Raw genomic sequence first — 25,612 nt, forward strand, 5'->3', positions numbered from 1 at the left:
GTGGTGGGGGGTGGCGGCGGCACTGCTCGCGAACACGCTGTACAGCGTGGGTTTCGTCCTGGAGAAACGTGCCCTGACCGCGATGCCCTCGCTCAACATCAGCAAGCCCTTCCGGCTGCTCGCGCACGTCCTGAGCAGCCCGCTGTGGGTGGGCGGCGCGGTGGCGCTCGCGGCGGGGTTCGGCGCGCAGCTCCTCGTCTACCGCACGCTGCCGATCGCGGCGGCCCAGGGCATCTTCGTGTCGGGCCTGGTCCTCCTGGTGATCCTGTCGGCGCGGATGCTGGGCGAGCGGACCAGCGGACGCGAGCGCTGGGCGATCGGGGCGATCCTGGCCGCGCTGCTCATGGTGGTGCTCTCGCTGAAGGAGGGTGCGGACCAGGTCGGCACGCACGCGCCGGTGATGACCGTCATCCTCGTCTGCGTCCCGTCGCTCGCGGCGGGCCTGTGGCTGTACGCGGCGGTGGAGGGCCGCGCCCGCAACCGGCACCGGCTGCCCACGAGCGGGGTCGAATACGGCGTCGCCGTCGGCCTGTTGTACGGGGTGAGCTCGCTCGCGATCAAGGGCGTGTCCAGCCATCTGCTCGGCGAGGACGACCGCGGGTTCACGGACCGCTTCCTCGACCTGCTGATCTCCCCGTACCCCTATCTCCTGTGCTGCACGGGCGTGTTCGGCCTGATCATGTCGGCGGCGGCGCTGCAGCGCTCGCGCGCCTCGCTGATCGTGCCGGTGTGCACGACGGTGACATGCCTGTACACGGCGGTGCTCGGCACACTCGCATACGGCGAGCCGCTGCCCACGGATCCGGTACGGCTCGGACTGCGGCTCGCGGGCACGGGGCTCGCGGTCGTGGTGCTGCTTGCGCTGCCGCGGCATGACGCGGACGCGGGGGCTGGCTCCGGTACGGGGGCGGGATCGGGTGCGGGCGAGGCCGAAGGCGTACGGGACGGGGCGGCCGTACAGGAAAGCGAGGTGGCCGTCGCGTCCCCGGCCCCCGCGCCGGGGACGGTCCCGCAGGCAGCGCTGTCCGCGCCGGCGTCCGGGCCCGAGCCCGCCGCCGCCTCCGCGCCCCCGGCTGTGTCCCCACCTTCTCCTCCGAAGGAGGAGGCACCCACCGAAACGCCCGCGGCAACACCCGCCGACGCGCCCGCGGAAGCACTGACCGGCACGCCCGCGGATGCACCCGCGGAAGCAGCCCCCGACGCCCCCGCCGAAACTCCCCCACCGCGCCCCCGCCCCACCCGACGCCCGCCCCCGCCCATCGCGCCTTCGGGCCGCACCATCCCGACGCATCTGCCGCGCCGGGTCCCGCCGCCCGCCGCACCCCCACGGCCGCACCTGAACAACCGCCGCAAGCCGAGGAGTTGACCTTGACCATGACCCCTGAAGACCCGCTTCTCACCATCCTGGCGTGCCCGCTCGACAAGGGCCCGCTGCACCTCCTGACCCCCGAGGAGGTGCTCTACAACCCCCGCCTGCGCCTGCGGTACCCGATCCTCGAAGGCATCCCCCAGCTGCTCCCGTCCTCCGGCGAACAGGTCGCGGACGAGGAGCACGAGCGGCTCCTGATGCGGATCGAGACCGCCGAGGAGGCGACGGACGCCTCATGACCCTCGCCGCTCGCGTCGGCCCCCTGCTCCCCGCACCCGTGGTGGGCCGTATCGCCCAGCTCCTGTATCCGCGCTTCGAGCCTGAACTGGCCCGGCTCGACGACTACTTGCCGCAGGGCTGCCGTACGGCGGTGGACATCGGCGGCTGGTACGGGCCCTGGTCCAGACGGCTCGCGCCCCGTGCGCGCGACGTGGTGACCGTCGAGCCGGTGCCGCATCTGGCGCGCACCTTGGAGCGGATCACCCCGTCCAACGTGCGGGTGGTGCAGGCCGCGACGAGCGAGCGGCCGGGCACCGCGCGGCTCTGGTTCCCCGAGGGGGACGCGGGCACGCGGGGCCTGTCCTCCCTGATCCGCCGCGACATCCACACGCACGGCGTGGACGTCACGTGCATCCCGGTGGACGAACTCGCCCTGCACGATGTGGACTTCATCAAGATCGACGTCGACGGGAGCGAACTGGCCACGCTGCGGGGCGCCACCAGGACCCTGGACCGCGACCACCCGGCCCTGCTCATCGAACTGGAGGCGCGGATCCAGCCCACGGCGCCCATCGTCGACCTGCTCACGGCCCACGGCTACCGCGGCTGGGTGCTCCCCTCGGCGTCCTGGCTGCCCCTCGACGACTTCGACCTGGCCGCCCACCAGGAGGCCACGTCGCATGTCGCGAGCGCGGGCCTGCTGCGCCGCGTCCTGCCGTTCGCGGGCCCGCGCTATGTGAACTCGGTGCTGTTCCTCCAGGAGGGCCTGCGCCCGCGCGGGGCACGCCCCGGCCCGCATCAGCGCCGCCGTTCCCCCGAGGGCCCGCCCATCAGCCCGCTGCCGAACGGCGAGTGATCCCCGACCGCCATCGCCCGCACGTCGGTACGGATGCCCGCGACCCGGGCCCGCGCCGCCGCCTCGTGCCGCAACGCCTCGGCTGACAGCTCACCGGACTGCCGCCGGGAGCGGCGGTGCAGGACGGCCACCAGAGCCGCGGCGATCGCGGCGAGGCCGCCCAGAAACGCGAACACAGTCCCCATGCACATCCCCCGTCTCCCCTACAGGGCGCCCGCAGAGGCGCCTTCGCAGGGTACCGATGAGTTCTGCCCCTGACGACGGTCTGTACCGGAAGACAGGACCCCTCGTCGTAAGGGATGAGCACCATGACCGACAGCACCAAGGCCCTGCCTCCCGTGGTGGACGCCAAGACCTGGCAGCAGGAGCTCGACGCCCTGCGCGTCCGCGAGAAGGCGGCCACCCGTGAGCTCGACGCCATCGCCGCGCAGCGCCGCAGGCTGCCGATGGTGGAGATGCCCGAGTACACCCTCCAGTCGGCCGACGGGCCGGTCCGCCTCGTCGACCTCTTCGACGGCCGGTCGCAGCTGATCGTCTACAACCACATGTGGTTCGAGGGCAAGGAGTGGCAGTGCCCCGGCTGCACCGGCTACACCTCGCAGTTCGCCCGGCTCGACTTCCTCGCCAACTGGGACGCCCGCTTCGTGATCGTCACGCAGGGCCCCATCGACGAGGCGCTCGCGTACAAGAAGCGCGTCGGCAACACGATGGACTGGTACTCCACGGCCGGCAGCCCCTTCGGCGCGGACGTCGGCGCCCCGCCCGGCGCCGGCTTCGCGGTGAACGTGTTCCTGCGCGACGGCGACAAGGTCTACCGCACCTGGCACACCGACGGCCGCGGCACGGAGCAGCTCAGCCACACCTTCCCGCTGATCGACCTGCTCCCCTACGGCCGCCAGGAGGAGTGGCAGGACGTCCCCGAGGGCTGGCCCCAGTCCCCCACGTACAGCCGCTGGCCGAGCTCGCAGGACATCGCGGCCTGGTACGGGACGAAGGAGGCCTGACCTCGGTACGGGACGAAGGAGGCCTGACCCCGATACGGGAGGCGCAAAGGTGCGCCTGGGGACGGTGGGGCGCGGGCGGGGCGGCATGGGCCACCATGAGTCCGTGCCGCCCCGTCCCGCCCCACCGCCACCGCCCCGCTTCGGCCCCCTCGACTTCCAGCTCGTGCTGCTGCGCCGGATGGCCGATCACCAGCCCGGCCTCGTCGAGGACGCGCGTCGTGAACTGGGCGTGTCCCAGGGGGAGATGAGGGAGGCGAACCGGCGCTGGCAGGCGATGGTGCGTGCGCCGCGCGGCCGCGGGGCAGTGGCGCGCTACCGGTCGGTGCTCGGCGCGCCCGCGGACACCCTGCGCCGGCAGGTCGGCGATCTGACCTGCGAGGCGCTGCTGTGGCCGGTGCCGCTCTGGCCGGAGCTCCGGTTCGAGGTGCTGCTCGCGCCGGGCGGCACCGCGGTGGTCAACGAGTGGCTGATCCGGGCGCCGGGATCGCCCGGTGCCGAGCCGCGCACGGTGGCGGACCTCCTCCCGTGGTCGGCCACCGTCGATGAGGTGGGCCGCGCCTTCCCGCCCGCCCGGCTCCTGGAGGGCTCCGCCCCCACGCGCTGGCGCCTGGCCTTCGAGGCACCGGACGCGCAGGGCACGCGCGGGGCGTACGTCGGTGACTTCACCTGGGGCCTTCTCCAGGAGGTCCGCCCCGCGTCCGGGAGATAATCCTTCCCATGGCGAGACCTGAGGTCGGGGACAGGGTGCGGCGGTGTGCCGCGTGCGGGGAGTACGCGTACGGCGGCGCCCCGGACTGTGCCGCGTGCCGGGCCCTCGTGGACGCGATCGTCGAGGAGCCGTGGGAGGCGTTCGTACGGGCCTCGGGCGCGGGGCCCGGCGAGGAGCGGGACCTCGCCGAGCTGGTCCTGGGCGAACCCGACCGGCACGACTGGCGCGTGGTGGACGCCGCCTACGACCGGCTGACGTGCGAGGACTGCGGTGAGCGGCTGGCGCGCGGGCCCGCGGGGTGCGCCGGATGCGAGCGCGCGCACAGTTTCCGCTACGCGGCGATCGAGACGGACCGCCCCGGCGTCCCCGCCGGCAACGAGCACGCGGTCCGTGTGAACGTCTCGGTGGTGCGCCGCCCCCAGATGACCTCTGCGGCCGAACTCCTCGTACGCCGCAAGCTCCTTCCGCTGCTCCTGGTGGGCTTCCTGCCCACGACGCGGGAGGCACAGCGGGTGAGCGCGCAGGTGAAGGGGGCCGCTCCCGGCGAGCGGGAGCGGGTGGTGGACCGGGCCGTCGAGGAGACGCTGGCCCGGACCGGCCTGGCGCCGGCCTGAGTCAGCGCACGAAGTCCCGTACGCCTGCGGACACCGCGTCGTCCCCGAGGAAGTCGTTGTGTGCCAGGCAGCCCGAGGCCACGTTCGTCGCTCCGGTGAGCGGCACGCTGCTGTCCGGGTTGATCACCTCGTCGCAGTTCGACCAGAACGTCGCGTACGACACCGCGCCCGGTGTCTCGTCGCCCTCGGCGAGACCGTCCTGCACATACGAGCCGGGGGTCATGTCGCGGCAGGCCTGGGACCACAGCGCGCAGGCCCAGGCGGTGCTCGTGCCGTGGTTGGGTCCGGCGAGCGACACCCAGTCGTCGACCGCTCCCGCGCCGCCGCCGTGCTTGATGTACCAGCGCGTGACGAGGCTGCCGAAGGAGTGGGCGACGATGTCGACCTGCCCGGCCCCCGTCCGCGTACGGACCTCATCGACGTAGGCGGCGAAGCGGCCGGACAGGGTCTCGTTCACGGACAGGGCCGTGTCGTAGCCCCACGAGAACAGTTCGGCGTCGGTGTAGCCGGCTGCCGTGAAGTCGGCGCGCAGACCGCCCCAGACGCCGGGGTCGGCGTTGTATCCGTGCACGAAGATCACGGGATTGCGGTCGGCGGCGGGCGTCGGTCCGGGGGCCGCCTGGGCGGCTCCGGCCGGGCCGGTGAGACCGAGCAGGGCCGCGGCGGCGAGGAGCGGGGATGCCCGGCGGGAGAGCTTGCGGGCAGCCTTGCGGAGAGGTGAGCGCAGCACGAAGTCCCCCTGAATGAAGGGTGGTTACGCATGAGTAGCGGTCCCGTGCATGGTGGGGCCTGCGGGACGGGATGAACAGACCCGTGCAGACGGGTACTTGAGCATGCGGCCGCGGGGGCCGGCTTATCGCATTGCCGCGGCAGGGCACGTCGGATAGGAAGATCGCATGCTTCGAGGCGAGAAGATCGGGCTGCGGGCCCGGCACGAGGAAGACCTCCCGATCCTGCGGAACGAGCTCTTCAACGACGTGCTCAACGCGGCACGGGCCGACGGCGGGCCGTGGCGCCCCTTCAAGCCCGGGTCGCAGGACCCGCGGCTCGTGGTGGACGACTCCAACGACGGCGTCGTGGCGTTCTCCGTGGTGGAGCTGGAGGGCGGCGAGCTGGTCGGCACGGCGACGATGTGGGGCATCGACACGCACAACCGCTGTGCGCACCTCGGCCTCGGCCTGCTGCCGTCCGCGCGCGGCAAGGGGTACGGGACCGATGTGGTCGCGGCGCTGTGCACGTACGGGTTCGCCGTGCGCGGCCTGCACCGGCTCCAGGTGGACACGCTGGCCGACAACCACGCGATGCTGCGCGCCGCCGAGCGCAACGGCTTCGTACGGGAGGCGCTGCTGCGGTCCTCGGCGTGGGTGATGGGCGAGTTCCTCGACGAGGTGCTGCTCGGGCTGCTGGCCGAGGACTGGAAGGCGGCGGGCGGGGAGACGGCCTCGCGGGGCTGAGACCCGGCCGACGGATCCCGCCGACGGATCCGGCCCACGGATCCCGCCGACGGATCCGGCCCACGGATCCCGCCGATGGATCCGGCCTCAGGAGCGGCCGAAAACCGGTTGAGGGCCGCCGTCGCCCGCCCCTACCGTGCTGGCCGGCCGAGTCGCCCAGGCAAAGGACGTGCCGATGTACACCCTGTGAGACCTCCCGGAAGCCGATCTGTCGCGCGTCGCGCTCTTCGCGTCGCGCTCCTTTCCGCTGCGGATTTCTCACAGGAAGCGGTGTGCTTCTGTGCTCGATTCACGGGTGACCTGGCTGGTCACGCCCACTTGTCTGCCGGCTGTCCTCCGTCGCTGCCACGTGTGTCCCTCCGGGCGCTTCCGGGCGAACGGAAAATTTCGCGTCAATGCCCACCACAAACTCCTCGACGCCTGGCTTCTCGCGCTCTGCGCCGGGTGCGGGGACACGGTGAACCTCACGATCCTGGAACGGGCCCATGTGCGGTCCCTGCACCCCGAGTTGCTGGACCGGCTGCACGGCAACGACCCGTCGCTGGCCGCCGAGCTGCTCCAGGATCCGGCCGTCCGGCGCCGCAACCGCGTCGCCCTCGACTGGGGCGGCGCCTGGCGCCTCGACACCGGCGCGGACCGCGCGGCCGGTGAGGTGCGGGAGGTGTCGGTGCGCTTCGCGGCGCGGATTCCGGTCCGCCCCACCCGGCTGATCGCCGAGGGGTACGGCCTTTCGCGGAGCGGAGTCGAACGGCTCGTCACCGAACGGAAGATCGTGTCGACGGCACGGCTGAGCGGCAGACGCTCCTCCGACTTCACCTTCACGCTCACGCACTGAACCGGCGGGCCACCCGGGGCGGCGACGGGGTCAGCCGGACGTCCCGGCGCCCCCGTCGCCCTCCGGGTCCCAGTCGAGGAGCCGCACCTTCGCCACCGTGCGCACATGCCGCCGCATGGCCGCGGCGGCCGCCCGTCCGTTGCCCGCGTCGATCGCCTCGAACACGGCCATGTGCTGGGCGAACGAGCGCGCGGGACGGCCCGGTTGGCGCAGCGACTCATGCCGCGACTCGGTGATCTGCTCGGCGATCGAGCGCATGAACTCGGCGAGGATCGCGCTGTGCGCCGCCGCCGTCACGGCCGCGTGGAAGCGGCGGTCGCCCTCCACACCGTGCTCGCCGCGCTCGATCTCCTCGGCCATGAACGCGATGGCCTCGCGGATGGCCGCGAGGTCCTCCTCGGTACGGCGCTCGGCGGCCAGTTCGGCCAGCTTGGTCTCCAGCGCCTCGCGGGCCTCCAAGACGTCGGGCAGCCGGCGCCGCCGCTCCACCATGCGGTCGACGGGCTCGGCGTCGAGGCTGTCGCCGAGCATGTACGTACCGCCGCCGTGGCGCACTTCGACGAGGCCCTGCACCTCGAGGACCACGATGGCCTGCTTGACGGAGGCGCGGGAGACACCGAGCCGTGCGGCCAGTTCGCGCTCGGGCGGGAGCCGGTCTCCGGACGTGAGCCCCGACTCGGCGGCGTAGGCGCGCAACCGGTCGATGACCTGCTCGTAGAGGCGCGTACGCCCCATGGGCCGCAGTGCTTCGGACATGGCCCGCCCCCTCCCGTGGATGCCCGCAGCGTAGCAGCGCGGTTGGCCGAGTGGCTGAGCCAATTTGCGCGCAGACCCTTGACGGGGGTGCGCGCGACCCCGACTCTGTGGGGCACCAAGTGACCGAGTGGCTCAGCCACTTGACCACCGAGCCACCCAGCCGCCACCCAGCCTCCGAAGCGCGACGCACCGCCCGCAAGCCGCCCACTCATCCACTCCAGCACACGGGGAGCCCCCGATGTCCGCGGAACTGATCTCGATCCTCGTACTCGTGGTGGTCTTCGTGATCGCCACCACCCGCTCGATCAACATGGGCGCACTTGCCTTCGCCGCGGCCTTCGGCGTGGGCGAACTCGTCGCCGGCATGGACGCGGACGGCATCTTCGCCGGCTTCCCGGGCGACCTCTTCATCGTCCTCGTCGGCATCACGTACCTCTTCGCCCTGGCCCGCGCGAACGGCACCACCGACTGGCTGGTGCACGCCTCCATCCGCCTGGTCGGCGGGCGGATCGCGCTCATCCCCTGGGTGATGTTCGTGATCACGGGGGCGCTCACCGCCATCGGCGCGGTCAGTCCGGCGGCCGTGGCGATCGTGGCGCCGCTCGCGCTGAGCTTCGCCGCGCGCTACGGCATCAGCCCGCTCCTCATGGGCGCGATGGTGGTGCACGGCGCGCAGGGCGGCGGCTTCTCGCCGATCAGCATCTACGGCACGATCGTCAACGGCATCGTGGAGCGCGAGAACCTCCCGGGCAACGAAGTCGCCCTGTTCCTGGCCTCGTTGATCGCCAACGTCATCATCGCGGCGGTCGTCTTCGTCCTGTTCGGCGGACTCAAGCTGGCCCGCCGCCGCGCCGAGGAGAGCGCCGACGCCTCACTGGAGACCGACGAGGACACCCGCCTCAACCCTGCGCGCATCGCCACCCTCGTCGCACTCGTCGCGCTGGTCGTCGCCGTGCTCGGCTTCGACCTCGACGCGGGCCTGACCGCCATCACCCTCGCCGTCGCGCTCAGCGCGGTCTGGCCGGAGTCCAGCCGCAAGGCCGTCGGCGAGATCGCCTGGCCGACCGTGCTCCTGATCTGCGGTGTCATCACCTACGTGGGGGTCCTGGAGGAGATGGGCACCATCAAGTGGGCGGGCGAGGGGGTCGGCGACATCGGCGTCCCGCTGCTCGCGGCGCTGCTCCTGTGCTACGTCGGCGCGGTCGTCTCGGCCTTCGCCTCCTCCGTCGGCATCATGGGCGCGCTGATCCCGCTCGCCGTGCCGTTCCTCGCGCAGGGCGAGATCGGGGCCGTCGGGATGATCGCGGCCCTCGCGGTGTCGGCGACGGTGGTGGACGTCAGCCCGTTCTCGACGAACGGCGCCCTGGTGCTCGCGGCCGCGCCGGATGTCGACCGCGAGCGGTTCTTCCGGCAGTTGATGGTCTACGGCGGGATCGTGGTCGCGGCCGTGCCCGCCGTCGTCTGGCTGGTCCTGGTGGTGCCAGGATTCGGGTGATACGCCCCGAGGAAACCGTGCCCGCAGTCCTACGGATGGGAGTACGTCACGTGAGTGACCGCACCGCGACCCTGTTCCCCGCCCTGGCCGAGGGGTCCGCCCGGCCGGCCCTGACCTTCGGCGAGCGCACGCTCTCCTACGCGGAGCTCGCCGCCTCGGCCGGTGCGCTGGCCGAGTCCCTGGGCGGGGCCCGCAGAGTCGCCGTCTGGGCGACCCCGACCCTGGAGACCGCGGTGGCGGTGGTGGCGGCGCTGCTCGCCGGCGTCCCGGCGGTCCCGCTGAACCCGAAGACCGGCGCACGGGAGCTGGCGCACATCGTCGGTGACAGTGCCCCGTCCCTCGTCCTGGCCGCCCCGGGCGAGGAACTGCCGGACGTGCTGGCCGAGTTGCCCCGTATCGACATCGAGGCCCTTCCTGCCTCGGGCAGCGCAACTGAGGGCGGATCGCGTACATGGCCCGAACCGACCCCGGACCATCCCGCCCTGATCGTCTACACCTCCGGCACCACGGGGCCGCCCAAGGGCGCGGTGCTCCCCCGACGTGCGCTCACCAGCACGCTGGACGCCCTGGAGGACGCCTGGCAGTGGACGGCCGAGGACACGCTCGTGCACGGGCTGCCGCTCTTCCATGTGCACGGGCTGATCCTCGGCGTCCTGGGCCCGCTGCGGCGCGGCGGTGCGGTGCGGCATCTGGGCCGGTTCACGACGCAGGGCGTGGCGCGGGAGCTGAGCGCGGGGGCGACGATGGTCTTCGGGGTGCCGACGATGTACCACCGCATCGCCGAGGAGCTGGCCGGGGACCCGGCGCTCGCCAAGGCGTTGGCGGGGGCGCGGCTCCTGGTGTCGGGCTCCGCGGCCCTTCAGGCCCGCGACCACGAGCGGATCAGGGCGGCCACGGGGCGCGCGGTGATCGAGCGGTACGGGATGACGGAGACGCTGATGAACACCAGCGTCCGCGCGGACGGCGAACCGCGCGCCGCCACGGTGGGCGTGCCGCTGCGCGAGGTGGAGCTGCGCCTGGTCGACGAGAGCGGGCGCGAACTGCCGGACGGGCCCGACCTGGTGGGCGAGATCCAGGTGCGGGGGCCGAACCTGTTCCTGGAGTACCTCAACCGGCCGGATGCGACGGCCGAGGCGTTCACGGACGACGGCTACTTCCGCACGGGTGACATGGCGGTGCGGGACCCGGACGGTTACGTGCGGATCGTGGGGCGCAAGGCCACCGATCTCATCAAGAGCGGCGGGTACAAGATCGGGGCCGGGGAGATCGAGAACGTCCTGATGGAGCACCCGGGCGTCCGGGACGCGGCGGTGACCGGCGAGCCCGACGCGGATCTGGGCGAACGGATCGTGGCGTGGATCGTCCCGGCCGACCGCGAACTCCCACCGCCCGAATCCGAGTTGGCGGACCACGTGGCCGCGCAGCTCGCCCCGCACAAGCGCCCGCGCATCGTCCGCTACCTCGACGAGCTGCCGCGCAACGACATGGGCAAGATCATGAAGAAGGCCCTCCATGTCTGAGCCCTCCCTGCCCGAGCCCACCGCGTCCGAGCCCGCCACGCCGGAAGCCGCCGCACCCCGGCCCACCGAGCCCGAGCCCCCGGCGCGGCGCCCCTCCGCCCGCGCCTGCCTCGCCCTGATCGCCGACCCGGACACCTTCACCGAGCTCCCCACGCCCGGCGGTCCGGGCAAGCCGGACGGTCCGCTGGACTGGCAGGGCTACGGCGCCGCACTGGCGCGGGCGGCCGAGCGCACCGGGGAGCAGGAGTCCGTGGTGTGCGGGCGGGTGCGCGTCGGCGGGACCGAGGCCGTGGTGATCGCCTTCGAGTTCGGCTTCCTCGGCGGCTCGCTCGGCACGCGCACGGGCGACCTGATCGAGGCGGCCCACCTGCACGCCCGCTCCCACCGCCTCCCCGTGGTCTCACTGATCGCGACGGGCGGCAGCCGGATGCAGGAGGGCATGCTCGCCCTCACCCAACTCCAGCGCGTGGCACGCCAGTCGGCGCTGACCGCACAGGCGGGCGTGCCGCAGCTGGCCGTGCTGCGCGACCCCACGACGGGCGGCGGCTGGGCCACGCTCGGCGCGGGCGCGGACATGGTACTCGCGCTGCCCGGCGCGCAGGTGGGGTTCGCGGGGTCGCGGGTGCGCCCGGCGGACGCGGACCCGGCGGCGTACACGGCGGAGGCGCAGTTCGCCGCGGGCCATGTGGACGCGGTCGTACGGAGCGAGGAGCTGCGGTCCGAACTGGCGCTGCGGCTGCGCCTTCTGACCGCGCCGGGCGCGGCCCTGCCCGCACCGGTCCCGCACGCGCTCGGCGACCTGCGCCGGGTGGAGAGCGGCTGGGCCGCGGTCGAGGCGGCCCGCGCGCCCGAACGGCCGCGCGCGGACGCCTACTTGGACGCGTACTTCACGCAGCGCACGGAGATCTCGGGCGACCGCTGCGGCGGCCGCGACCCGGGGATGCGGTGCGGCTTCGGCCTGCGCGACGGCCGCACGATCGCGTACGCCGCGCAGTGCGGCACGGCCACGCGTCCGGCCGGCTACCGCACGGCGGCCCGCCTGATCCGCCTCGCGGACCGCCTCGGCATCCCGGTCCTGACCCTGGTGGACACGCCGGGCGCGGCGAACGACGCGGCGGCGGAGGCGGCCGGCGCGGGCCCGGCGATCGCGGAGGTCTTCGCGGCGGTGGCGGGCGCGCGGGTCCCGGTGACGACGCTGGTGATCGGCGAGGGCGGCTCGGGCGGCGCGCTCGCGCTGGCGGCGCCGGGCCGCACCTGGGCCACGCCGTCGAGCTACTTCTCGGTGATCGCCCCGGAGCTCGCGGCCGCCATCCTCAAGCGCCCGCCTTCCCGCGTACGGGAGACCGCGGACGAACTGCGCCTGCGCCCGCAGGACTTGGTGGATCTCGGCGTCGTACGGGGTGTGGTCGGGAGCGGGACGGACACCTCGCCGCAGTGACCAACTCGGGGCGGGTAGCGCCTCGTTCGCCCGCGCGCCGATCAACTCACCCGAACAAGGGAACAGTTGCTCCCCAGAACAGGTGATCGTCACGTATGCGTTTGCTTTTGTCCTTTGTGACCAACGATGCTGACGGTGCGCAAGCAACGGGCTGCAGACCGTAATCGCGCTCGCTCCGTCACCTGTCCCAAAGCGTGCCGGGGTCTTGTCCCAACTCAGCAGGATCACAAGGAGAACGCAGCACCATGAACGTCATCACCAACATCGTCGCCGGTCTCGCCCACTTCCTCGGTTGGCTGGTCTGACCCGACGATCCGGCCCGCGGACCGGACCCCGCGTCTGATCCGAGGAGCCACGCACGGCGCCGTCTCCCCCGTCCCACGGGAGGCGGCGCCTTCGTGTGTACGGCGTGCCTACGCAACCGTGCAACGCGCCACAGCCGCCCGCGAGTTGCGCCACAATGAGTCGCACGATCACCAGGACGCACGACGGGGGCCGCGACATGGGCGAATACATGGAGTTCACCACCGAGGACGGCACCGTCGTACCGGTGGACTTCGCCGCCGACGACGAGGAGGGGCAGCATCTCGTCAGCGGCTCCGACGGCGCAGTGCGGGCCACGCGCACCTTCGAGGAGTCCCTGTCCGGGGTGCGGGCGGCCGCCGAGTCGGCGCTGCGGGTGTTCCGCGACGGGTCGCTGCGGCCGGACTCGGTGGAGATCGAGTTCGGCGTGAAGCTGACCGCGCAGGCCGGTGCGCTGATCGCGAAGAGCGCGGTCGAAGGCCATCTCGTGGTGAAGCTGGCCTGGGCGCCCGGAGGGCCGGGCCAGGTCACCTACCTCGGACAGCGCGTGGCCGCCGCCGACAGCGTCGAGGGCGCCGCGGTCGTCGCGCCCCCGCAGCCGCCCGCACCTCCCGCGCCGCCGGCTCCCCCGGTGCCGGCGCCGCCCGCACCGCAACCGTGAGCCCTCCTTCCATGAGCCCGCCGCCCGTGAATCCGACTCCCGCGAACCCGACCCCCACAAGCACGTCTCCCGCGAGCCCTGCGCCGCTGCCCGCCGCGGCTCCGAACGGACCGGGCGGGAACGCCGCCTGGCACGCCCGGATCCAGTGCGGCCGTGAGTTCGGCGCCGGTTTCCTGGTTTCCGATCGGCACGTCCTGACCTGCGCCCACGTGGTGGGCGCGCATGAGGCCGAGGGGGTCGGCGTCACCTTCCCGCACGTGGGCAAGGACCGGCTGCCCGCCCGGGTCGTGGCGCACGGCGGCTGGGCCGACGGACTGGACCCGGGCGACCTCGCCGTACTCGAACTGGACGACCCGGTCACCATCAGGCCCGCCGAGTTCGCCGCGCCCGCCGAGGCCTACGGCGACCCGCCCCCGCGCCTGCTCTCGTACGGCTTCCCCAAGGCCTACGAGGAGGGCGTGCTCGCCGAATACCGCGCCGTCGGCGGCCAGTTGATCACCCAGGAGTGGGTGCAGCTGGAGGCCTGGGGGCCCGCGGGCCAGCCCCTCGCGCCCGGTTTCAGCGGCGCCGCCGTGACACTCGCGCACGACGGACGGGTGGTCGGGATGGTCACCTCCGCGGCCCGCAACCCGCAGATCCGCAACGGTCGGATGCTGCCCGCGCAGGTCATGGCGCGCTACTGGCCCCGGCTCGGTGACCTGATCCCGACCGGCGCCGCCGCCGCGGCCGACAAGGAGCGGCTGCGGGGTCTGCTCGACACGGTGGCCGCCGGAGCCGTGTGGCAGGAGGCGCAGTGCGCTCCGGAGCGGCTGTACCGGGACGCGGTGGGCCCGTTCGGGCCGCCGCCGCCCGTGCGCGGGCTCGCTTCGCTGTGGGACGCGGCCTGGTATCTGCTCAGCGAGATCCAGGACCCGGACGCGCTGGGGCGGTTCACCACACGTCTCGCCGACTACTGCGAGGACCCGGCCGCACGTGCCGCGCTGCGCGGCCTCGGCCGCAACCGCGGGAGTGCACCCGCCCCGGAGCGCGCGCCCGCGGCGGCCCGCCCCTGGTCGCCGGTCCTGGTGGAGATCGCGCCGAGCGGTTCGGGCGAGGACCGCTTCCTGGTGGAGGTGTCCGCGTACAACGGCGCCCACCGCCGGATCATCGGCCAGCGCACCCTCAGCACGCGCGAGGTGCGCCCCTACGTCCTGGAGCGGATCGACGACGCTTACCGCGAAGTCGACCTGGACGGGCGCGAGTTGATCGCCTTCGTGCTGCCCCGCAAGTGGCTGAACACGGACGTGGTGCACTGGCAGCGAAGCAAGGACGACGACTCGCCGCTGGGCTCCTTCGCGCCGGTGGTCGTGGTGGAGCTGGAGCGGCGGCGCAGCGGCATGCTCCAGCACAAGCTGCGGCGCAAGTGGCAGGAGCTGGACGGGCGCGCCGAGGCCCGGCTGCACCGGATCGCCTGCGGCGCGCCGCCCGGCGACTCGGTGAGCCTGACCATCGGGCTGCGCCGCGGGGTTGACCTCCTGGGGCTCGGGGCGCCGCCCGGCCGGGTGCGTGAGGCGTTCAAGGCGGGCCTCAACGCTCCGGTGCCCGCGGTGATCTGGCCGCGCACGGGGTGTGCGGGGGCGCCGCACGAGGCGTGCAGCAGCAACGAGTTCCTGGACCGGCTCGCCCAGCGGCTCGCGCAGCTGCCGCCCGGTGAACTGCCCGATGCGGTGTACGAGTTGAGACTGGACGCGTTCGACGCGGGACCGCACGGCGGTGGCGCGCACTGGGCGCACGACCTGTCCCTGCTGTGGGAGGACCCGCGCGCCCTGCCCGAGACCGTCCCGTTCGCCGGCTCGCCCGTCGCGTAACCCGCCCACGCCGCCCCGGCCCCGACCCGACCGCCGCCCCCGGCCCCGTATCGCAAGGAGCACTGAGGAGAACGATGTCCCTGTGGCCCGTGTTCACCGGCTCGAACCAGCCGCACGACGGCATCGACCAGCTGCCCGCGCCCCCGCCGTGGCGCGCGTTCGACGGCGGCCCCGCGCTGCCGACGCCGGCGGAGCACGAGGACCGTGCGGCCACATCGCCGGACCGCCGGCACCGCGCCCGTACGTACATCGCCACCGACGAGGCCGTCCAACTCGTCAACGCCGCCCTGTACTTGAGGCGCCCGCTCCTGGTGACGGGCCCGCCCGGCAGCGGCAAGTCCTCGCTGGCGTACGCGGTGGCGCACGAGCTGAAGCTGGGCCCGGTGCTGCGGTGGAACATCACGAGCCGCACGGTCCTGCACGACGGTCTGTACGCGTACGACCCGCTGTCCCGGCTGTACGCGGCGGGCCGGCGCGCCTCGGCGGCGCGCGAGGCGGCCTCGACGGGCAGGTCCGTGGCGGCAAGCGGCGAAGGGAAGCCCGGCCATCAGGCGCAGGCGGGGGCGGGAGACCTGGAGGAACACCTGCGCCTCGGCCCGCTCGGCACCGCGCTGCTCCCCTACCGCCGCCCGCGCGTCCTGCTCATCGACGAGATCGACAAGAGCGACCTCGACCTGCCCAACGACCTCCTGAACATCCTGGAGGAGGGCCAGTACGAGATCCCCGAGCTGGTCCGCGCCACCCGCCACACCCCCTCCGCCTCGGTGCTGGTCGACGGCACGGACGAGCGGGTCACGGTGCGCGGCGGGCGGGTGCGCTGCCGCGCCTTCCCGTTCACGGTGCTGACCAGCAACGGTGAGCGCGAGTTCCCGCCGGCCTTCCTGCGCCGCTGCGTCCGCCTCGAACTGCACCAGCCGCGCGAGGTCCACCTGGAGCAGATCGTCCGCGCCCACCTGGGCGAACCGGCCCCGTACGCAAGGGAGTTGATCGCGCGCTTCCTGGAGCGCGGCACGGCCGGCGAGCTGGCCACGGACCAGCTCCTGAACGCCATCTACCTGACGGGCGCGTCCGGCCTTGAGGGGAGCTCGCGCGACGCGCTGGCGGAGCAGCTGATGCCGTATCTGAGCCGGGGGCACCAGGACGATGCGGGTTTCTGACCCCGGGCCGGAGGAGGCGAACGGGCAGGCAGGTGAAGGGCCACCGACCGACTCGGCGTGCCCGGGGCCGGCTCCCGGCGGGTCCGGTTCCGGCGGATCCGGTCACGACGGGTCCGGTCCCGACGCCGCATCCACCGACGCCACGTGCACCGGGAGCGCAACGCCACCCCCCGACCCCCCGCTGGTCGCCCGCCTCGCCGAGGTGCTCACCGAGGCGGGCGGGGAGCGCGCGGGTGAAGGGCCCACCTCCGTCGAGCTCGCCGAACTCCTGTGGCTGGCGCGCCACATGAGCCCCGGCGAGCAGCAGCCAGGCGAGGAGCAGGGCCTCTCGCACGCGGACCTCCCCCACCGACCGCCCGGCGCACCCCAGGACCTCGCCCCCGCACACCCCGAACCCACCCCGCCACCGCACCTCCCCCAGCCCTCGCAGCCGCCCCTGCCCGAACCCCGCGTCCCCGTCCACCTCCCCGAGCCCGCCCTCGCCGGGCCGGGCGGCGAGGGCGACGGGGAGGACGGGTTCACCTCCCTGCTCGCCCCCGCACCCCCGATGCTCGCCCGGCCGCTCACCCTCCAGCGCGCGCTGCGGCCGCTCAAGCGCCGGGTGCCCGCGCCCGCCGGCTTCGAGCTGGACGAGCAGGCGACCGCCGACCGGATCGCGCGGCTCGCGGCGCCCGGGCAGGCGTGGCTGCCGGTGCTGCGGCCCGCCGCCGAGCGCTGGCTGAGGCTGCGGATCGTGTACGACGACGGCCCGACCATGACCGTCTGGCGCCCCCTGCTGCGCGAACTGCGCACCGCGCTCGGCCAGTCCGGCATCTTCCGCACCCTGGACGTGCACCGCCTCACCGAGTCCGGCGAGGTGCGCGGCACCGCCGGCACACCGGCCGACGGACGGACGGTCACTCTGGTGCTCAGCGACTGCATGGGCCCGCAGTGGCGTGCGGGCCCGGCGGGCCGGCGCTGGCACGCCACCCTGCACCGCTGGGCCGCCCGCCACCCGGTCGCGGTGGTCCAGCCCCTGCCGGAACGGCTCTGGCGCACCACCGCACTCCCCGCCACGGCCACCACGCTCACCGCCCCGTGGCCCGCCGCACCCAACGCCGCGTACCGCACACCGGACGGACCCGCGGCGTACCGCACACCCGGCGCGCCCGGCACGTTCGCCACATACGGCCCATCCGACGCCGCCGCCCCGGGGACCGACTGGCTGCCCCTGCCCGTCCTCGAACCCTCCGGGCCCTGGCTCGCCAACTGGGCCGCCCTGGTGGCGGGTTCGGGCCCCGTGCCGGGCGCCGCGGCCCACCTCCCACCCGCACCAACCGCCCCGGCACCCGCCCGCAGCGAGGCCGTCCAGGAACTCGGACCCGAGGAGCTGCTGCTGCGTTTCCGCGCCCTCGCGTCCCCGGAGGCGTACCGCCTCGCGGGCCATCTCGCCGTCGGCCGCCCGCACCTGCCGTACATGCGCCTGGTCCAGGCGGCCCTGGAGCGCCGCCCGCAGCCGGGCCACCTCGCGGAGGTCATCCTGAGCGGGCTCCTGAAGGCGGTCCCGGGCACACCGGGCGCGTACACCTTCCGCGAGGGCGTACGGGAGCTGCTGCTCGGCACCCTGCCGCGGACCGCCCGCCTGCGCACCCGCGACCTGCTGGCCCGCCTCGGCGCACCCATCGACGACCGGGCGGGGATCGCGGCCGGGGAGATCCGGGTGGCCGTCCCGGGCGGGAACGAGCACGCGGCGGAGGGCTCGGCGGTCGCCTCGGTGCGGGCGGAGAGCGTGCGGCGGATGGGCGGCGCCGTGCGCGAACAGGCCGGGCAGGGACGGCTGTTCGCGGACCGCTACGTGCTGGAGGTGCGACTCGGCGCGGGCGAGCGGCAGACGTGGCGGGCGCGGGACCTCCGGGCCGGGCGGACCGTGGTGCTGCACCTGTTCCCCGGTCTGGAGCCCGACGGCGAGGGGGCCCGGGTCTTCCGGTGGCGGGCCGGGGCGCTGGCCGCGGTGGACCACCCGAACGTCGTACGGCTGCACGAGCACGGTTTCGAGGCGGACACCGCGTACGCCGTAGAGGAGTTCGTGGACGGCGTCAGCCTGGGTGATGTGCTGCGCGGCCCGGCCGGCAGCCGGGTGCCGTTCTGGCTGCTCGCGCGGCTGGCCGCCCACACTGCTCGCGCGCTCGCGGCCGCCCACGCGCACGGGCTGGGGCACGGCCCGCTCAAGCCCGCGGATGTGCTGATCGACAGCGCGGACGGGGCGGTGCGGCTCACCGGGTTCCTGGACAGCGTCGCGGTCAACTCGCCCGACGAGGACCGTGAGCGGCTGGACACCCTGCTCCACGAGCTGGCCGGCTACCAGGGCTTCCGCGCCTGGTCCCTGCTCAACTGGCAGATCCTCTCCCAGGTCGAGCCGCTCGAACCGGATCCCGACCGCGACGCCGACGCCATCATCGCCCTGCTCGCCTCCCCGGACTTCGGGCCGATCATCCAGCGCGCAGCCACCCAGGCCCCGCAGTTCCAGCTGATCGGCGCGCAGTTGTGCCCAGGCGCCGAGCAGCTGTCCCCCGAGGCGAAGGCCTGCCTCGTCATCCTCCTGGAGCGGTACGGACGACCCGTTCCCGTGGCGGACGTGGCCCGAGGGCTGTGGGGGGAGGACGCGGGCGAGGACCCCGTCCCGTACCTGGAGGAGCTGGCGCGCGCCCTCGGCCCCGGCACGCTCGCCGCCGGACGGACCGGATACGCGGTCCTCGCCGCCCCCGCCCAGATCGACCTGCACGCCGTCAGCGCGCTGGTGGACGGTGCGGACTTCCGCGAGAACCGTACGGACCCCCGCGAGGACAGGGAGAGCGCCGAGGCCAGGCGGTCCATGGTCCAGTCGGCCCTCGACGGCTTCGAGGACGAACCCCTGGCGGGCGTTCCCGGACCGGCCGCCCGCCGCACCCGTATCCACCTGCGGGCACTGCACCACCAACTCCTCATGAGGCGTGCGGAGATCGACCTGGACCTGGGCGAAGCCGAAACGGCCGCCGCCGACCTCGCGCGCCTCGTCGTGCGGTACCCCGAGTCCGAGAGCCTGCGCCATCTGCACGTCCTCGCCCTGCGTGCCCTCGGCCGGACCGACGAGGCCATCGACTCCTACGAGCAGTACCACGCGCGCGTCGACGGAGCCGTGGGCCCCGACCTGGAGGGCCTCCACGACGAGCTGTACCGCGAACTGCTCTCCTCCGGCGCCCGTGAACGCGCTGCCGTCGTCTTCGAGTTCCTCGCCGAGTCGCCCGGCGACAGCGAGCAGGCCGAGGACGCGGTCGGCCGGTTCGTCGGCGCGCTGCTCGCCCGCGACCTGCTCGACCCCGACGCATACGAGCTGCTCGCCCGGCCCAACGGCTATCTCGTCATCACCGAGCCGGGCAGCTCCGTGCTGCCCCTGCTGCCGACGGTCCTGGCCGAACTCGGCGCGCTGCAAGCCGGGTTGCCGCTGCCGGTGAGCCTGAGGGTCATGTTCTGGCACAACTCCCGGCCCATCGGCCACCTGGGGCGGCACTCCCTGCGGCGCGAGGTCGACCCGATGCCGGGCGAGGCCCTGGTGGTGGTCTCCCGGCCCCTCTACGAGGACGCGCGGGACGGCGCTGTCATCCCGCTCTCGCACCGGAGCTTCTCGCCGCTGATCGTGCAGGGCGAGTTGGTGGCGTACGTCCACCGGCCCGAGCCCGTCCACTCCCCGGACCCGTCGCCCACGCCCGCACCGGAGCCGCCGGAGCCCACAGAGCCCGCGGAGCCGCCGACGGTCCCGCGCGACCTGGTCCGCGGCCCCTTCCCGATCCACGGCGGCGAGACGCCGGAGGTGAACCACGCGACAACTGCCGTGGTGTACCTGGTGCCGGACGAGGAAGACGCGGAGGAGTACGCGCAGGACACGACCGCCCGCTACTACGAGGTCGACCTCACCCTCCAGCGCGAGCGCCGCGAACTCCCCCTGCCGGGCGCCGGCCCCGCCCCGTTCACGGCCTCCGTGGAACTGACCTGGAACGTGACGGGCCCCCTGGCCTTCGTGGAGGCGGACGTCAGTTCCGTGGCGACGGCCCTCTTCGCGCACCTGGAGCGCGTACTGACCCGCATCACCCGCCGCTACACCGCCGAGCGTGTGGGCGCGGCCCAACAGGACGTACAGAACGCGCAGTTGGAGCCGTGGCCGGTGCCGGGCCTGACCGTCAGCTGCTCGGTCCACCTTTCAGCCGCCGCACCGCCGATGCCTCAGGGCGCGGACCTCTTCCCCTCACCGCCCCGGCCGTCCCGGCCGTCCCGGACAGCGGCCCCTGACCGGCCGCAGCGGACCACCGGCTCCGCGGGCTTCTCCGCCGAGGACGCCGCCGAGGCCCTGGCACAGGCCCGCGTCGTCCTGCTCGGCTTCGAGGGGCCCGTCGTCCGCCTCTATCCCGCCCAGGTCGCGCGCGACATCAGCCGCCAACTGGCCGAGCTGATCGTCGAGTTGCGGCGTCCGGACGAGTCGCTGCGCGGCGACCGGCTGCTCAAGGGCACGGGCCTGAGGCAGTACGAAGGCCACCCGCACCCGCTCGACCTGCTCCGCGCCCTCGGCGACCACCGTCTCGCGGCCCCGGTGGCCGAGCGCCTCACGCGGCTCGAACTGGAGGCGGCGGCCACCACCTTCCCGACCGCGCACGCCGACCGCCTGATCCGTACGCTGCACGCCTCGGGCCGGCGGGTCGGGATCGTGACGGACGTGGCGCCGGTCGTGGTCTCCACGTACTTGGACGCGCGCGGACTCGGCGGCACGCTGCGGGCCGGTGTGTACGGCCGGGGCCCCGACCTCACACGGCTCATGCCGCACCCGGAGTGCCTGCGCCGCGCCCTCGACGCCACGGGCGGCCGCCGCGACGCGACCCTGCTGGTCTCCTCCTCGGCCGCCGAGCTCGAAGCCGCCCGCGACCTGGGCGTCCCGTCCATCGGATTCGCCCGCCACGAAGTGACCCGGCGGAACCTGGCGGGACTCGGCTGCCGCACGGTCACGGGAGACCTCGGCGACCTGCTCGACGCCCTGCGCACCACGGGCTGACCGGGCCGCCGAGCAAACCGGCCGTGCCTCCGCAGCCCAGCAGCCCGGCCGTACCTCCGCCGCCCCTGCTAGCCCGGCAGCAGACTCCCGTCGTCCTGCCTGCGCACGGACTCCCCCGTACGGAAGAACCCGTCCGCACAGAAGCGCTCGCCCCCGGCCCCGCGGTAGTACCCGCGCACGACGGACGGCCCCCGCACCTGGAGCTCACCAACCTCCCCGACCGGCACCTCCGTGCCGTCCGCCCCGGCCACCCGCACCTCGTCCTCGGCCGACAGCGGACGCAGGGCCCCGCCCGGCCCGCCGCGCAGCGCCACTCCCTCGACCGAACCGTGCAGCAGCTCCTCCACCACGAGCACACCGCTCAAATCAATGCCACCGGAGGCGAGTTCGGACCGCGACACCCCCGCGACCACCGTCACGCCTTCCTCCGCGACCAGCGAGGCGACCTCCGCCGCCCCCTCCGCGAGCACCACCGTGGCCCCCGCGCCGAGCGCGCCCACGAGGCCCGGGCACGCGAACCCGGCGGCCGAGGCGGCGTCCCCCGCCACGAGGCACACGTCCTGCGGCCCGAGCCCCACCGCCTCCGCGGCCGTCCGCGCCTGGCAGGCGAGGTCGTTGTGCGTACGGGGCACCAGGTGCTGCCCGTCCGAGACGAGGAGCAGCGCCACGTCCCCGGCGGCCACGTGCGGCATCGGTTCCGGCGCCGCGTCCACCGAGGCCAGCGGGAAGTAGTGGCAGCCGACCTCGTCGACCGTGGCGCCCCCGAGCGCGGACGCGGCGCCGGGCGGCTCCCAGGTGAACACCCGCCGCAGGAAAGGGCCTTGGGCGATGTCGGCGGCGACGGCCCGGTGGTCGAATCCGTCGTACGTCGCGGGGCCCACGTAACAGAGGGCCTGCGCGACCCGCACCACGCGCGCCGTCTCCTCGGCCCGGTAGGAGAGCGGGCAGATCACCGGCACCGCGCCCATCCGCAGCAGCGCGAACACGGTGATCACGAACTCGGGCACCGGCGGCAGCTGCACCACGACCCGCTGCCGCGGCATCACCCCGATCAGCTTGAAGCCCGCGGCCGTCCGCTCCACGCGCCGGTTCAGCTGCCCGTACGTGAGCCGGGTGCCGGCGTGCACGAGCGCGGTGCGCGCCGGATCGGTCTTCGCCGCGTCCCGCAGCAGACCGTCGAGCGTGCGGCCGCGCCAGTGTCCGGACAGCCAGTAGCGGTCGACGAATTCCCCGGGCCACGGCGTGCAGCCGTCCAGCATGGGTGCCCCTCCCGTTGAGCTGCGGTCCTCCCCGCCACCCCACCCCGCCGTGCATCCCGTACGCAATGCGAGAGACCGACCACCGCGGCGGCGCTCCCCCGGCAGAAGCTCCAACCCGGGCCGCGCGCCCGGGAGAACAGCGAGCCGTGCGCCTTGAAGAGAACAGCGAGCCGCGCCCGCCCGGGAGAAGCCGGAGCCTCCGCGCGAAGAGCAGCGGCCCCTACGCCTCGGGCGCCCGCGCGTCGTACCGCACGAACCGCCGCCACCGCAGCGCCAGCAGCCCCACCGCGGCCATGCACGCGAGCCCGCCGCCGGTGAACGCCACCGTCGGCGAAGTGAGGTCCGCGACCGAGCCGGCGAGGAAGTCGCCGAGCCGCGGCCCTCCCGCGACCACCACGATGAACACGCCCTGGAGGCGGCCGCGCATCTCGTCGGGCGTGGCGGCCTGGAGCATCGTCGAGCGGAACACCATGGAGACGGTGTCGCAGGCGCCGGCGAGCGCGAGCAGGATCATGCCCAGCCACAGCTGACGGGTCAGTCCGAACACGGCGATGAACCCGCCCCAGGCCGCCACCGCGATCACGATCGCCAGGCCGTGCCGGTGCACCCGCCCGAGCCACCCCGAGAACACCCCGCCGAGCAGCGCCCCGACGGCAAGGGCGCCCACCAGCAGCCCGGTGGTCCGCGCGTCCCCGTGGAACCACACCACCGCGACCGCGGGCAGCACCGCCCGCGGGTGCGCGAGGACCATCGCGCACAGGTCGGTGAAGAAGGTCATGCGGATGTTGGGCCGGGTGGCGAGGAAGCGCAGACCGTCCAGGACCGAGGCGCGCTTGCGGGAGTCGGCGGAGCGGTCCGGCTTCATCGAGGGCAGCCGCCACATCGCATACAGCGCGGCGGTGAAGGTGACGGCGTCGATCAGATACGCGGCCTGGAAACCCCACAGGCCGACGACCAGGCCGCCCAGCATCGGGCCGGCCATCAGCCCGGAGGTGGTGGTCATCGAGCCGAGCGCGTTGGCCGCGGGCAGCTGCTCGGGCGGCAGCAGCCGCGGGATCATCGAGGTGCGCGCGGGCGAGACGATCGCCTGGCACAGCGCCTGGAGCGCGACGATCGCGTACAGGAACCAGACGCGGTGCCAGCCGGCGAGCGCGGCGGCGGCGAGCGCGAAGGACAGGGCGCACATGCCGGCCGAGGCGTACAGGCCGAGCTTGCGCCGGTCGACGGTGTCGGCGATCGCACCCCCGTACAGACCGAAGGCGACCAGCGGCACCAGCGAGAAGAGTCCGACGAGCCCGACGGAGAAGCTGGACCCGGTGATCTCGTAGACCTGGAGCGAGATGGCCAGTGCGGTCATCGCCTGGCCGGTCCAGGAGACGGTGTTGCCGATCCACAGCCGCCTGTAATCGGCGGAGGTGCGCAGCGGGGTGATGTCGGCGAGGATGCGCACCCGGCGGCGCGCGGGCCGGTCGGCTATCTCTTCGTCTGCGGTACGGCTCTCGCCGTCGGAGGGGGCACGGGTCACACGGGATGGTAACCCCCGCTCTCGCGAGCACCCCCTACAGGCGCCCTGCCTCCATTCCACCCGTCCGGCCGCACCCCGCCCGGCCCACCACAACGGGCACCACTTCCCTGGCCCCCGCACGATGCGAAAGGGACCGCCGGCCGGCGGCCCGCCACGGTCAGTGCTCTCGGGAGGAACTCGCCATGACCGTCAGCCTGGAACAGCTGCGTCGCTGCCATATCGCCGTCGACCTGGGTGCCGCGCGCACCCGTGTGTTCGTGAAGGGTGCCGGTCTCGTCGTGGACGAGCCGTCCGTCTGCGCCGTCAACACCCGTACGGGAGCGCTGATCGCGGTCGGCGAGTTCGCCGAGCGCATGACGGGCCGCACCCCCGGCTACATCCGCGTGGTCCGCCCGGTCTCCGGCGGCACCGTCGTGGACATCGAGATGTGCCGCCGCATGCTGGGGCACCTGCTCGACGACAAGCTCCGCCGCACCCTGCGCCGCAAGCCCCGGCTGCGCGCGGCGGCCTGTGTCCCGCACGACGCCGATCCGCTCGCGCAGCGCGCGGCCACCGAGACGCTGATCGGGCTCGGCGCGCGCCGGGTCGAGCTGGTGGACACGCTGATCGCGGCGGCGGTCGGCTGCGGTCTCCCGGTGGAGCGGCCCGAGGCCACGATGATCATCGTGTGCGGTGCGGCCACCACGCAGGTCGCGGTCCTGTCGATGGGTTCGATCGTGACGGCCGACCGCATCCCCGTGGGCGGCGACGCGATCGACCACGCGGTGGTGCAGCACCTGCGCCAGCAGCACGAGCTGATGCTGCCGAGCCAGTCCGTACGCCCGCTCCAACTGGCCCTCAGCGGCAACGGCCTCACCCCGCACGGCCCCGAGTCCACCGAGATCCACGGCCGCGACGTGGCCACCGGTCTCGCCCGCTCGGTGCAGGTCCAGACGGCCGCCGTACGGGACGCCATCCACACCCCGCTGACCGCCGTGCTCGACGGCATCGGCCGCGTCCTGCGCGACTGCCCGCCGGACCTGGTGGCCGACCTCGCCGACCGCGGAATCATGATGGTCGGCGGCAGCGCCCGGCTCCCGGGCCTCGACCAGATGCTGCGCGACGCGACCGGCATGCCGGTGCACATCGCCGAACGCCCCGACGTCTGCGCGATCCTCGGCCTCGGCGCGATGCTCGAAGGCCGGATCGAGCCGATGACGCTGAACCCGCTCGCGGACTGACCCCCCTCCCCCGACCGCCCCTGGAGGCGCCCACCGTGTCGCAGTCCGTGCAGTTCATCGGCGCCCTGCTGGTCCTGGCGTCCTGTCTGCCCGCCCGGCTCGGGCGCTTCGCGCCCGGGCACACGGTGCGGCTGTGGCTGCGGTTCGTGGGGGCGTCGCTGATCACGATGGACGCGTTCGCCGAGCGGCAGTGGGGTTTTCTGCTGCTCGGCGGCGCCTGTGCGCTGTACGCGCTCACCGGTCTGGTGGACTGGGCCCGCGGCCGCCCCGCGGCCGGCCGCGAACCCGCCTGACCGGGCGGCGGACGGGCGACCA

The 25,612-nt window shown here is 74.0% G+C and carries 21 protein-coding genes and 1 pseudogene; 17 read left to right on the plus strand and 5 right to left on the minus strand.

Annotated elements, in window-relative coordinates:
- Window positions 1-10: 10 nt before the first annotated feature.
- From BLT97_RS21910 to BLT97_RS21920, 3 genes and pseudogenes are all read left to right on the plus strand, one after another.
- Window positions 11-877, plus strand: a pseudogene (locus BLT97_RS21910) (hypothetical protein); the annotation flags it as partial.
- Between the two features lie 497 nt (window positions 878-1,374).
- Window positions 1,375-1,608, plus strand: coding sequence for a Trm112 family protein (locus BLT97_RS21915; protein WP_093613221.1), 234 nt, complete (start codon window positions 1,375-1,377; stop codon window positions 1,606-1,608).
- Entirely contained in the window at window positions 1,605-2,444 is an 840-nt protein-coding gene (locus BLT97_RS21920) for an FkbM family methyltransferase (RefSeq protein WP_093612814.1), read from the plus strand. Before BLT97_RS21915 ends, BLT97_RS21920 begins: the two co-directional genes overlap by 4 nt.
- On the opposite strand, the gene BLT97_RS37565 is transcribed toward BLT97_RS21920, so the two are convergent.
- On the minus strand, window positions 2,387-2,629 hold the full coding sequence (locus tag BLT97_RS37565; RefSeq protein WP_143041366.1) for a hypothetical protein: 243 nt from the start codon (window positions 2,627-2,629) through the stop codon (window positions 2,387-2,389). The genes BLT97_RS21920 and BLT97_RS37565 overlap by 58 nt on opposite strands.
- 123 nt (window positions 2,630-2,752) lie before the next feature.
- Here BLT97_RS37565 and BLT97_RS21925 point away from each other — a divergent pair, with 123 nt between their 5' ends.
- The 3 genes from BLT97_RS21925 (at window position 2,753) to BLT97_RS21935 (ending at window position 4,771) form a co-directional block, all read left to right on the plus strand.
- Entirely contained in the window at window positions 2,753-3,448 is a 696-nt protein-coding gene (locus BLT97_RS21925; protein WP_093613223.1) for a DUF899 domain-containing protein, read from the plus strand.
- A gap of 85 nt (window positions 3,449-3,533) precedes the next feature.
- Window positions 3,534-4,157 (plus strand): hypothetical protein, encoded by a 624-nt coding sequence (locus BLT97_RS21930; RefSeq protein ID WP_093612816.1) that lies wholly within the window; start codon window positions 3,534-3,536, stop codon window positions 4,155-4,157.
- 8 nt (window positions 4,158-4,165) lie between these two features.
- Window positions 4,166-4,771 (plus strand): hypothetical protein, encoded by a 606-nt coding sequence (locus BLT97_RS21935; RefSeq protein WP_245769464.1) that lies wholly within the window; start codon window positions 4,166-4,168, stop codon window positions 4,769-4,771.
- Window position 4,772: 1 nt separating this feature from the next.
- Here the strand turns inward: BLT97_RS21935 and BLT97_RS21940 are convergent, their stop codons facing one another.
- Complete coding sequence (locus tag BLT97_RS21940; RefSeq protein WP_093613227.1) at window positions 4,773-5,426, minus strand: esterase/lipase family protein; 654 nt, start codon at window positions 5,424-5,426, stop codon at window positions 4,773-4,775.
- Window positions 5,427-5,667: 241 nt separating this feature from the next.
- Between BLT97_RS21940 and BLT97_RS21945 the strand changes: the two genes are divergently transcribed.
- Window positions 5,668-6,225: a GNAT family N-acetyltransferase gene (locus tag BLT97_RS21945; protein ID WP_093612818.1), complete on the plus strand. Its 558-nt coding sequence runs from the start codon at window positions 5,668-5,670 to the stop codon at window positions 6,223-6,225.
- Between the two features lie 304 nt (window positions 6,226-6,529).
- Window positions 6,530-7,060: a DUF1062 domain-containing protein gene (locus tag BLT97_RS21950; protein WP_093613229.1), complete on the plus strand. Its 531-nt coding sequence runs from the start codon at window positions 6,530-6,532 to the stop codon at window positions 7,058-7,060.
- Between the two features lie 30 nt (window positions 7,061-7,090).
- On the opposite strand, the gene BLT97_RS21955 is transcribed toward BLT97_RS21950, so the two are convergent.
- Window positions 7,091-7,816: a FadR/GntR family transcriptional regulator gene (locus BLT97_RS21955; RefSeq protein WP_093612820.1), complete on the minus strand. Its 726-nt coding sequence runs from the start codon at window positions 7,814-7,816 to the stop codon at window positions 7,091-7,093.
- A 238-nt stretch (window positions 7,817-8,054) separates the two neighbouring features.
- On the opposite strand from BLT97_RS21955, the gene BLT97_RS21960 reads away from it, so the two are divergent.
- From BLT97_RS21960 to BLT97_RS21990, 7 genes are all read left to right on the plus strand, one after another.
- Window positions 8,055-9,311: an SLC13 family permease gene (locus tag BLT97_RS21960; protein WP_093612822.1), complete on the plus strand. Its 1,257-nt coding sequence runs from the start codon at window positions 8,055-8,057 to the stop codon at window positions 9,309-9,311.
- Window positions 9,312-9,361: 50 nt separating this feature from the next.
- On the plus strand, window positions 9,362-10,831 hold the full coding sequence (locus tag BLT97_RS21965) for an acyl-CoA synthetase (RefSeq protein ID WP_245769466.1): 1,470 nt from the start codon (window positions 9,362-9,364) through the stop codon (window positions 10,829-10,831).
- On the plus strand, window positions 10,824-12,269 hold the full coding sequence (locus tag BLT97_RS21970) for a carboxyl transferase domain-containing protein (RefSeq protein WP_093612826.1): 1,446 nt from the start codon (window positions 10,824-10,826) through the stop codon (window positions 12,267-12,269). The genes BLT97_RS21965 and BLT97_RS21970 overlap by 8 nt, the downstream gene beginning before the upstream one ends.
- 460 nt (window positions 12,270-12,729) lie before the next feature.
- Complete coding sequence (locus BLT97_RS21975; RefSeq protein WP_342742762.1) at window positions 12,730-13,233, plus strand: CU044_2847 family protein; 504 nt, start codon at window positions 12,730-12,732, stop codon at window positions 13,231-13,233.
- A gap of 86 nt (window positions 13,234-13,319) precedes the next feature.
- Complete coding sequence (locus tag BLT97_RS21980; protein WP_281251146.1) at window positions 13,320-15,080, plus strand: VMAP-C domain-containing protein; 1,761 nt, start codon at window positions 13,320-13,322, stop codon at window positions 15,078-15,080.
- Window positions 15,081-15,154: 74 nt separating this feature from the next.
- Window positions 15,155-16,237, plus strand: a complete 1,083-nt coding sequence (locus BLT97_RS21985) for an AAA family ATPase (RefSeq protein WP_093612830.1) — start codon at window positions 15,155-15,157, stop codon at window positions 16,235-16,237.
- Window positions 16,238-16,439: 202 nt separating this feature from the next.
- Entirely contained in the window at window positions 16,440-21,293 is a 4,854-nt protein-coding gene (locus BLT97_RS21990) for an SAV_2336 N-terminal domain-related protein (protein WP_093612832.1), read from the plus strand.
- A gap of 68 nt (window positions 21,294-21,361) precedes the next feature.
- On the opposite strand, the gene BLT97_RS21995 is transcribed toward BLT97_RS21990, so the two are convergent.
- Window positions 21,362-22,552: an AMP-binding protein gene (locus BLT97_RS21995; protein WP_281251142.1), complete on the minus strand. Its 1,191-nt coding sequence runs from the start codon at window positions 22,550-22,552 to the stop codon at window positions 21,362-21,364.
- A gap of 220 nt (window positions 22,553-22,772) precedes the next feature.
- Window positions 22,773-24,029 (minus strand): MFS transporter, encoded by a 1,257-nt coding sequence (locus BLT97_RS22000; RefSeq protein WP_245769497.1) that lies wholly within the window; start codon window positions 24,027-24,029, stop codon window positions 22,773-22,775.
- A gap of 230 nt (window positions 24,030-24,259) precedes the next feature.
- On the opposite strand from BLT97_RS22000, the gene mreB reads away from it, so the two are divergent.
- Both mreB and BLT97_RS22010 read left to right on the plus strand, forming a co-directional pair.
- Window positions 24,260-25,297, plus strand: a complete 1,038-nt coding sequence (gene mreB, locus BLT97_RS22005) for a rod shape-determining protein (protein WP_093612836.1) — start codon at window positions 24,260-24,262, stop codon at window positions 25,295-25,297.
- A gap of 35 nt (window positions 25,298-25,332) precedes the next feature.
- Window positions 25,333-25,590, plus strand: coding sequence for a CBU_0592 family membrane protein (locus BLT97_RS22010; protein WP_093612838.1), 258 nt, complete (start codon window positions 25,333-25,335; stop codon window positions 25,588-25,590).
- The last annotated feature ends 22 nt before the right edge of the window (window positions 25,591-25,612 follow it).

The sequence above is a fragment of the Streptomyces indicus genome (assembly GCF_900100315.1).
Taxonomy (GTDB): domain Bacteria; phylum Actinomycetota; class Actinomycetes; order Streptomycetales; family Streptomycetaceae; genus Streptomyces; species Streptomyces indicus.

Excerpts from the sequence above, each read along its gene's own strand:
- BLT97_RS21915 (WP_093613221.1), top strand. The coding sequence starts at position 1,375 with ATGACCCCTGAAGACCCGCTTCTCACCATCCTGGCGTGCCCGCTCGAC.
- BLT97_RS21920 (WP_093612814.1), top strand. The coding sequence starts at position 1,605 with ATGACCCTCGCCGCTCGCGTCGGCCCCCTGCTCCCCGCACCCGTGGTG.
- BLT97_RS37565 (WP_143041366.1), bottom strand. The coding sequence starts at position 2,629 with ATGGGGACTGTGTTCGCGTTTCTGGGCGGCCTCGCCGCGATCGCCGCG.
- BLT97_RS21925 (WP_093613223.1), top strand. The coding sequence starts at position 2,753 with ATGACCGACAGCACCAAGGCCCTGCCTCCCGTGGTGGACGCCAAGACC.
- BLT97_RS21930 (WP_093612816.1), top strand. The coding sequence starts at position 3,534 with ATGGGCCACCATGAGTCCGTGCCGCCCCGTCCCGCCCCACCGCCACCG.
- BLT97_RS21935 (WP_245769464.1), top strand. The coding sequence starts at position 4,166 with ATGGCGAGACCTGAGGTCGGGGACAGGGTGCGGCGGTGTGCCGCGTGC.
- BLT97_RS21945 (WP_093612818.1), top strand. The coding sequence starts at position 5,668 with ATGCTTCGAGGCGAGAAGATCGGGCTGCGGGCCCGGCACGAGGAAGAC.
- BLT97_RS21955 (WP_093612820.1), bottom strand. The coding sequence starts at position 7,816 with ATGTCCGAAGCACTGCGGCCCATGGGGCGTACGCGCCTCTACGAGCAG.
- BLT97_RS21960 (WP_093612822.1), top strand. The coding sequence starts at position 8,055 with ATGTCCGCGGAACTGATCTCGATCCTCGTACTCGTGGTGGTCTTCGTG.
- BLT97_RS21970 (WP_093612826.1), top strand. The coding sequence starts at position 10,824 with ATGTCTGAGCCCTCCCTGCCCGAGCCCACCGCGTCCGAGCCCGCCACG.
- BLT97_RS21975 (WP_342742762.1), top strand. The coding sequence starts at position 12,730 with ATGAGTCGCACGATCACCAGGACGCACGACGGGGGCCGCGACATGGGC.
- BLT97_RS21985 (WP_093612830.1), top strand. The coding sequence starts at position 15,155 with ATGTCCCTGTGGCCCGTGTTCACCGGCTCGAACCAGCCGCACGACGGC.
- BLT97_RS21995 (WP_281251142.1), bottom strand. The coding sequence starts at position 22,552 with ATGCTGGACGGCTGCACGCCGTGGCCCGGGGAATTCGTCGACCGCTAC.
- mreB (WP_093612836.1), top strand. The coding sequence starts at position 24,260 with ATGACCGTCAGCCTGGAACAGCTGCGTCGCTGCCATATCGCCGTCGAC.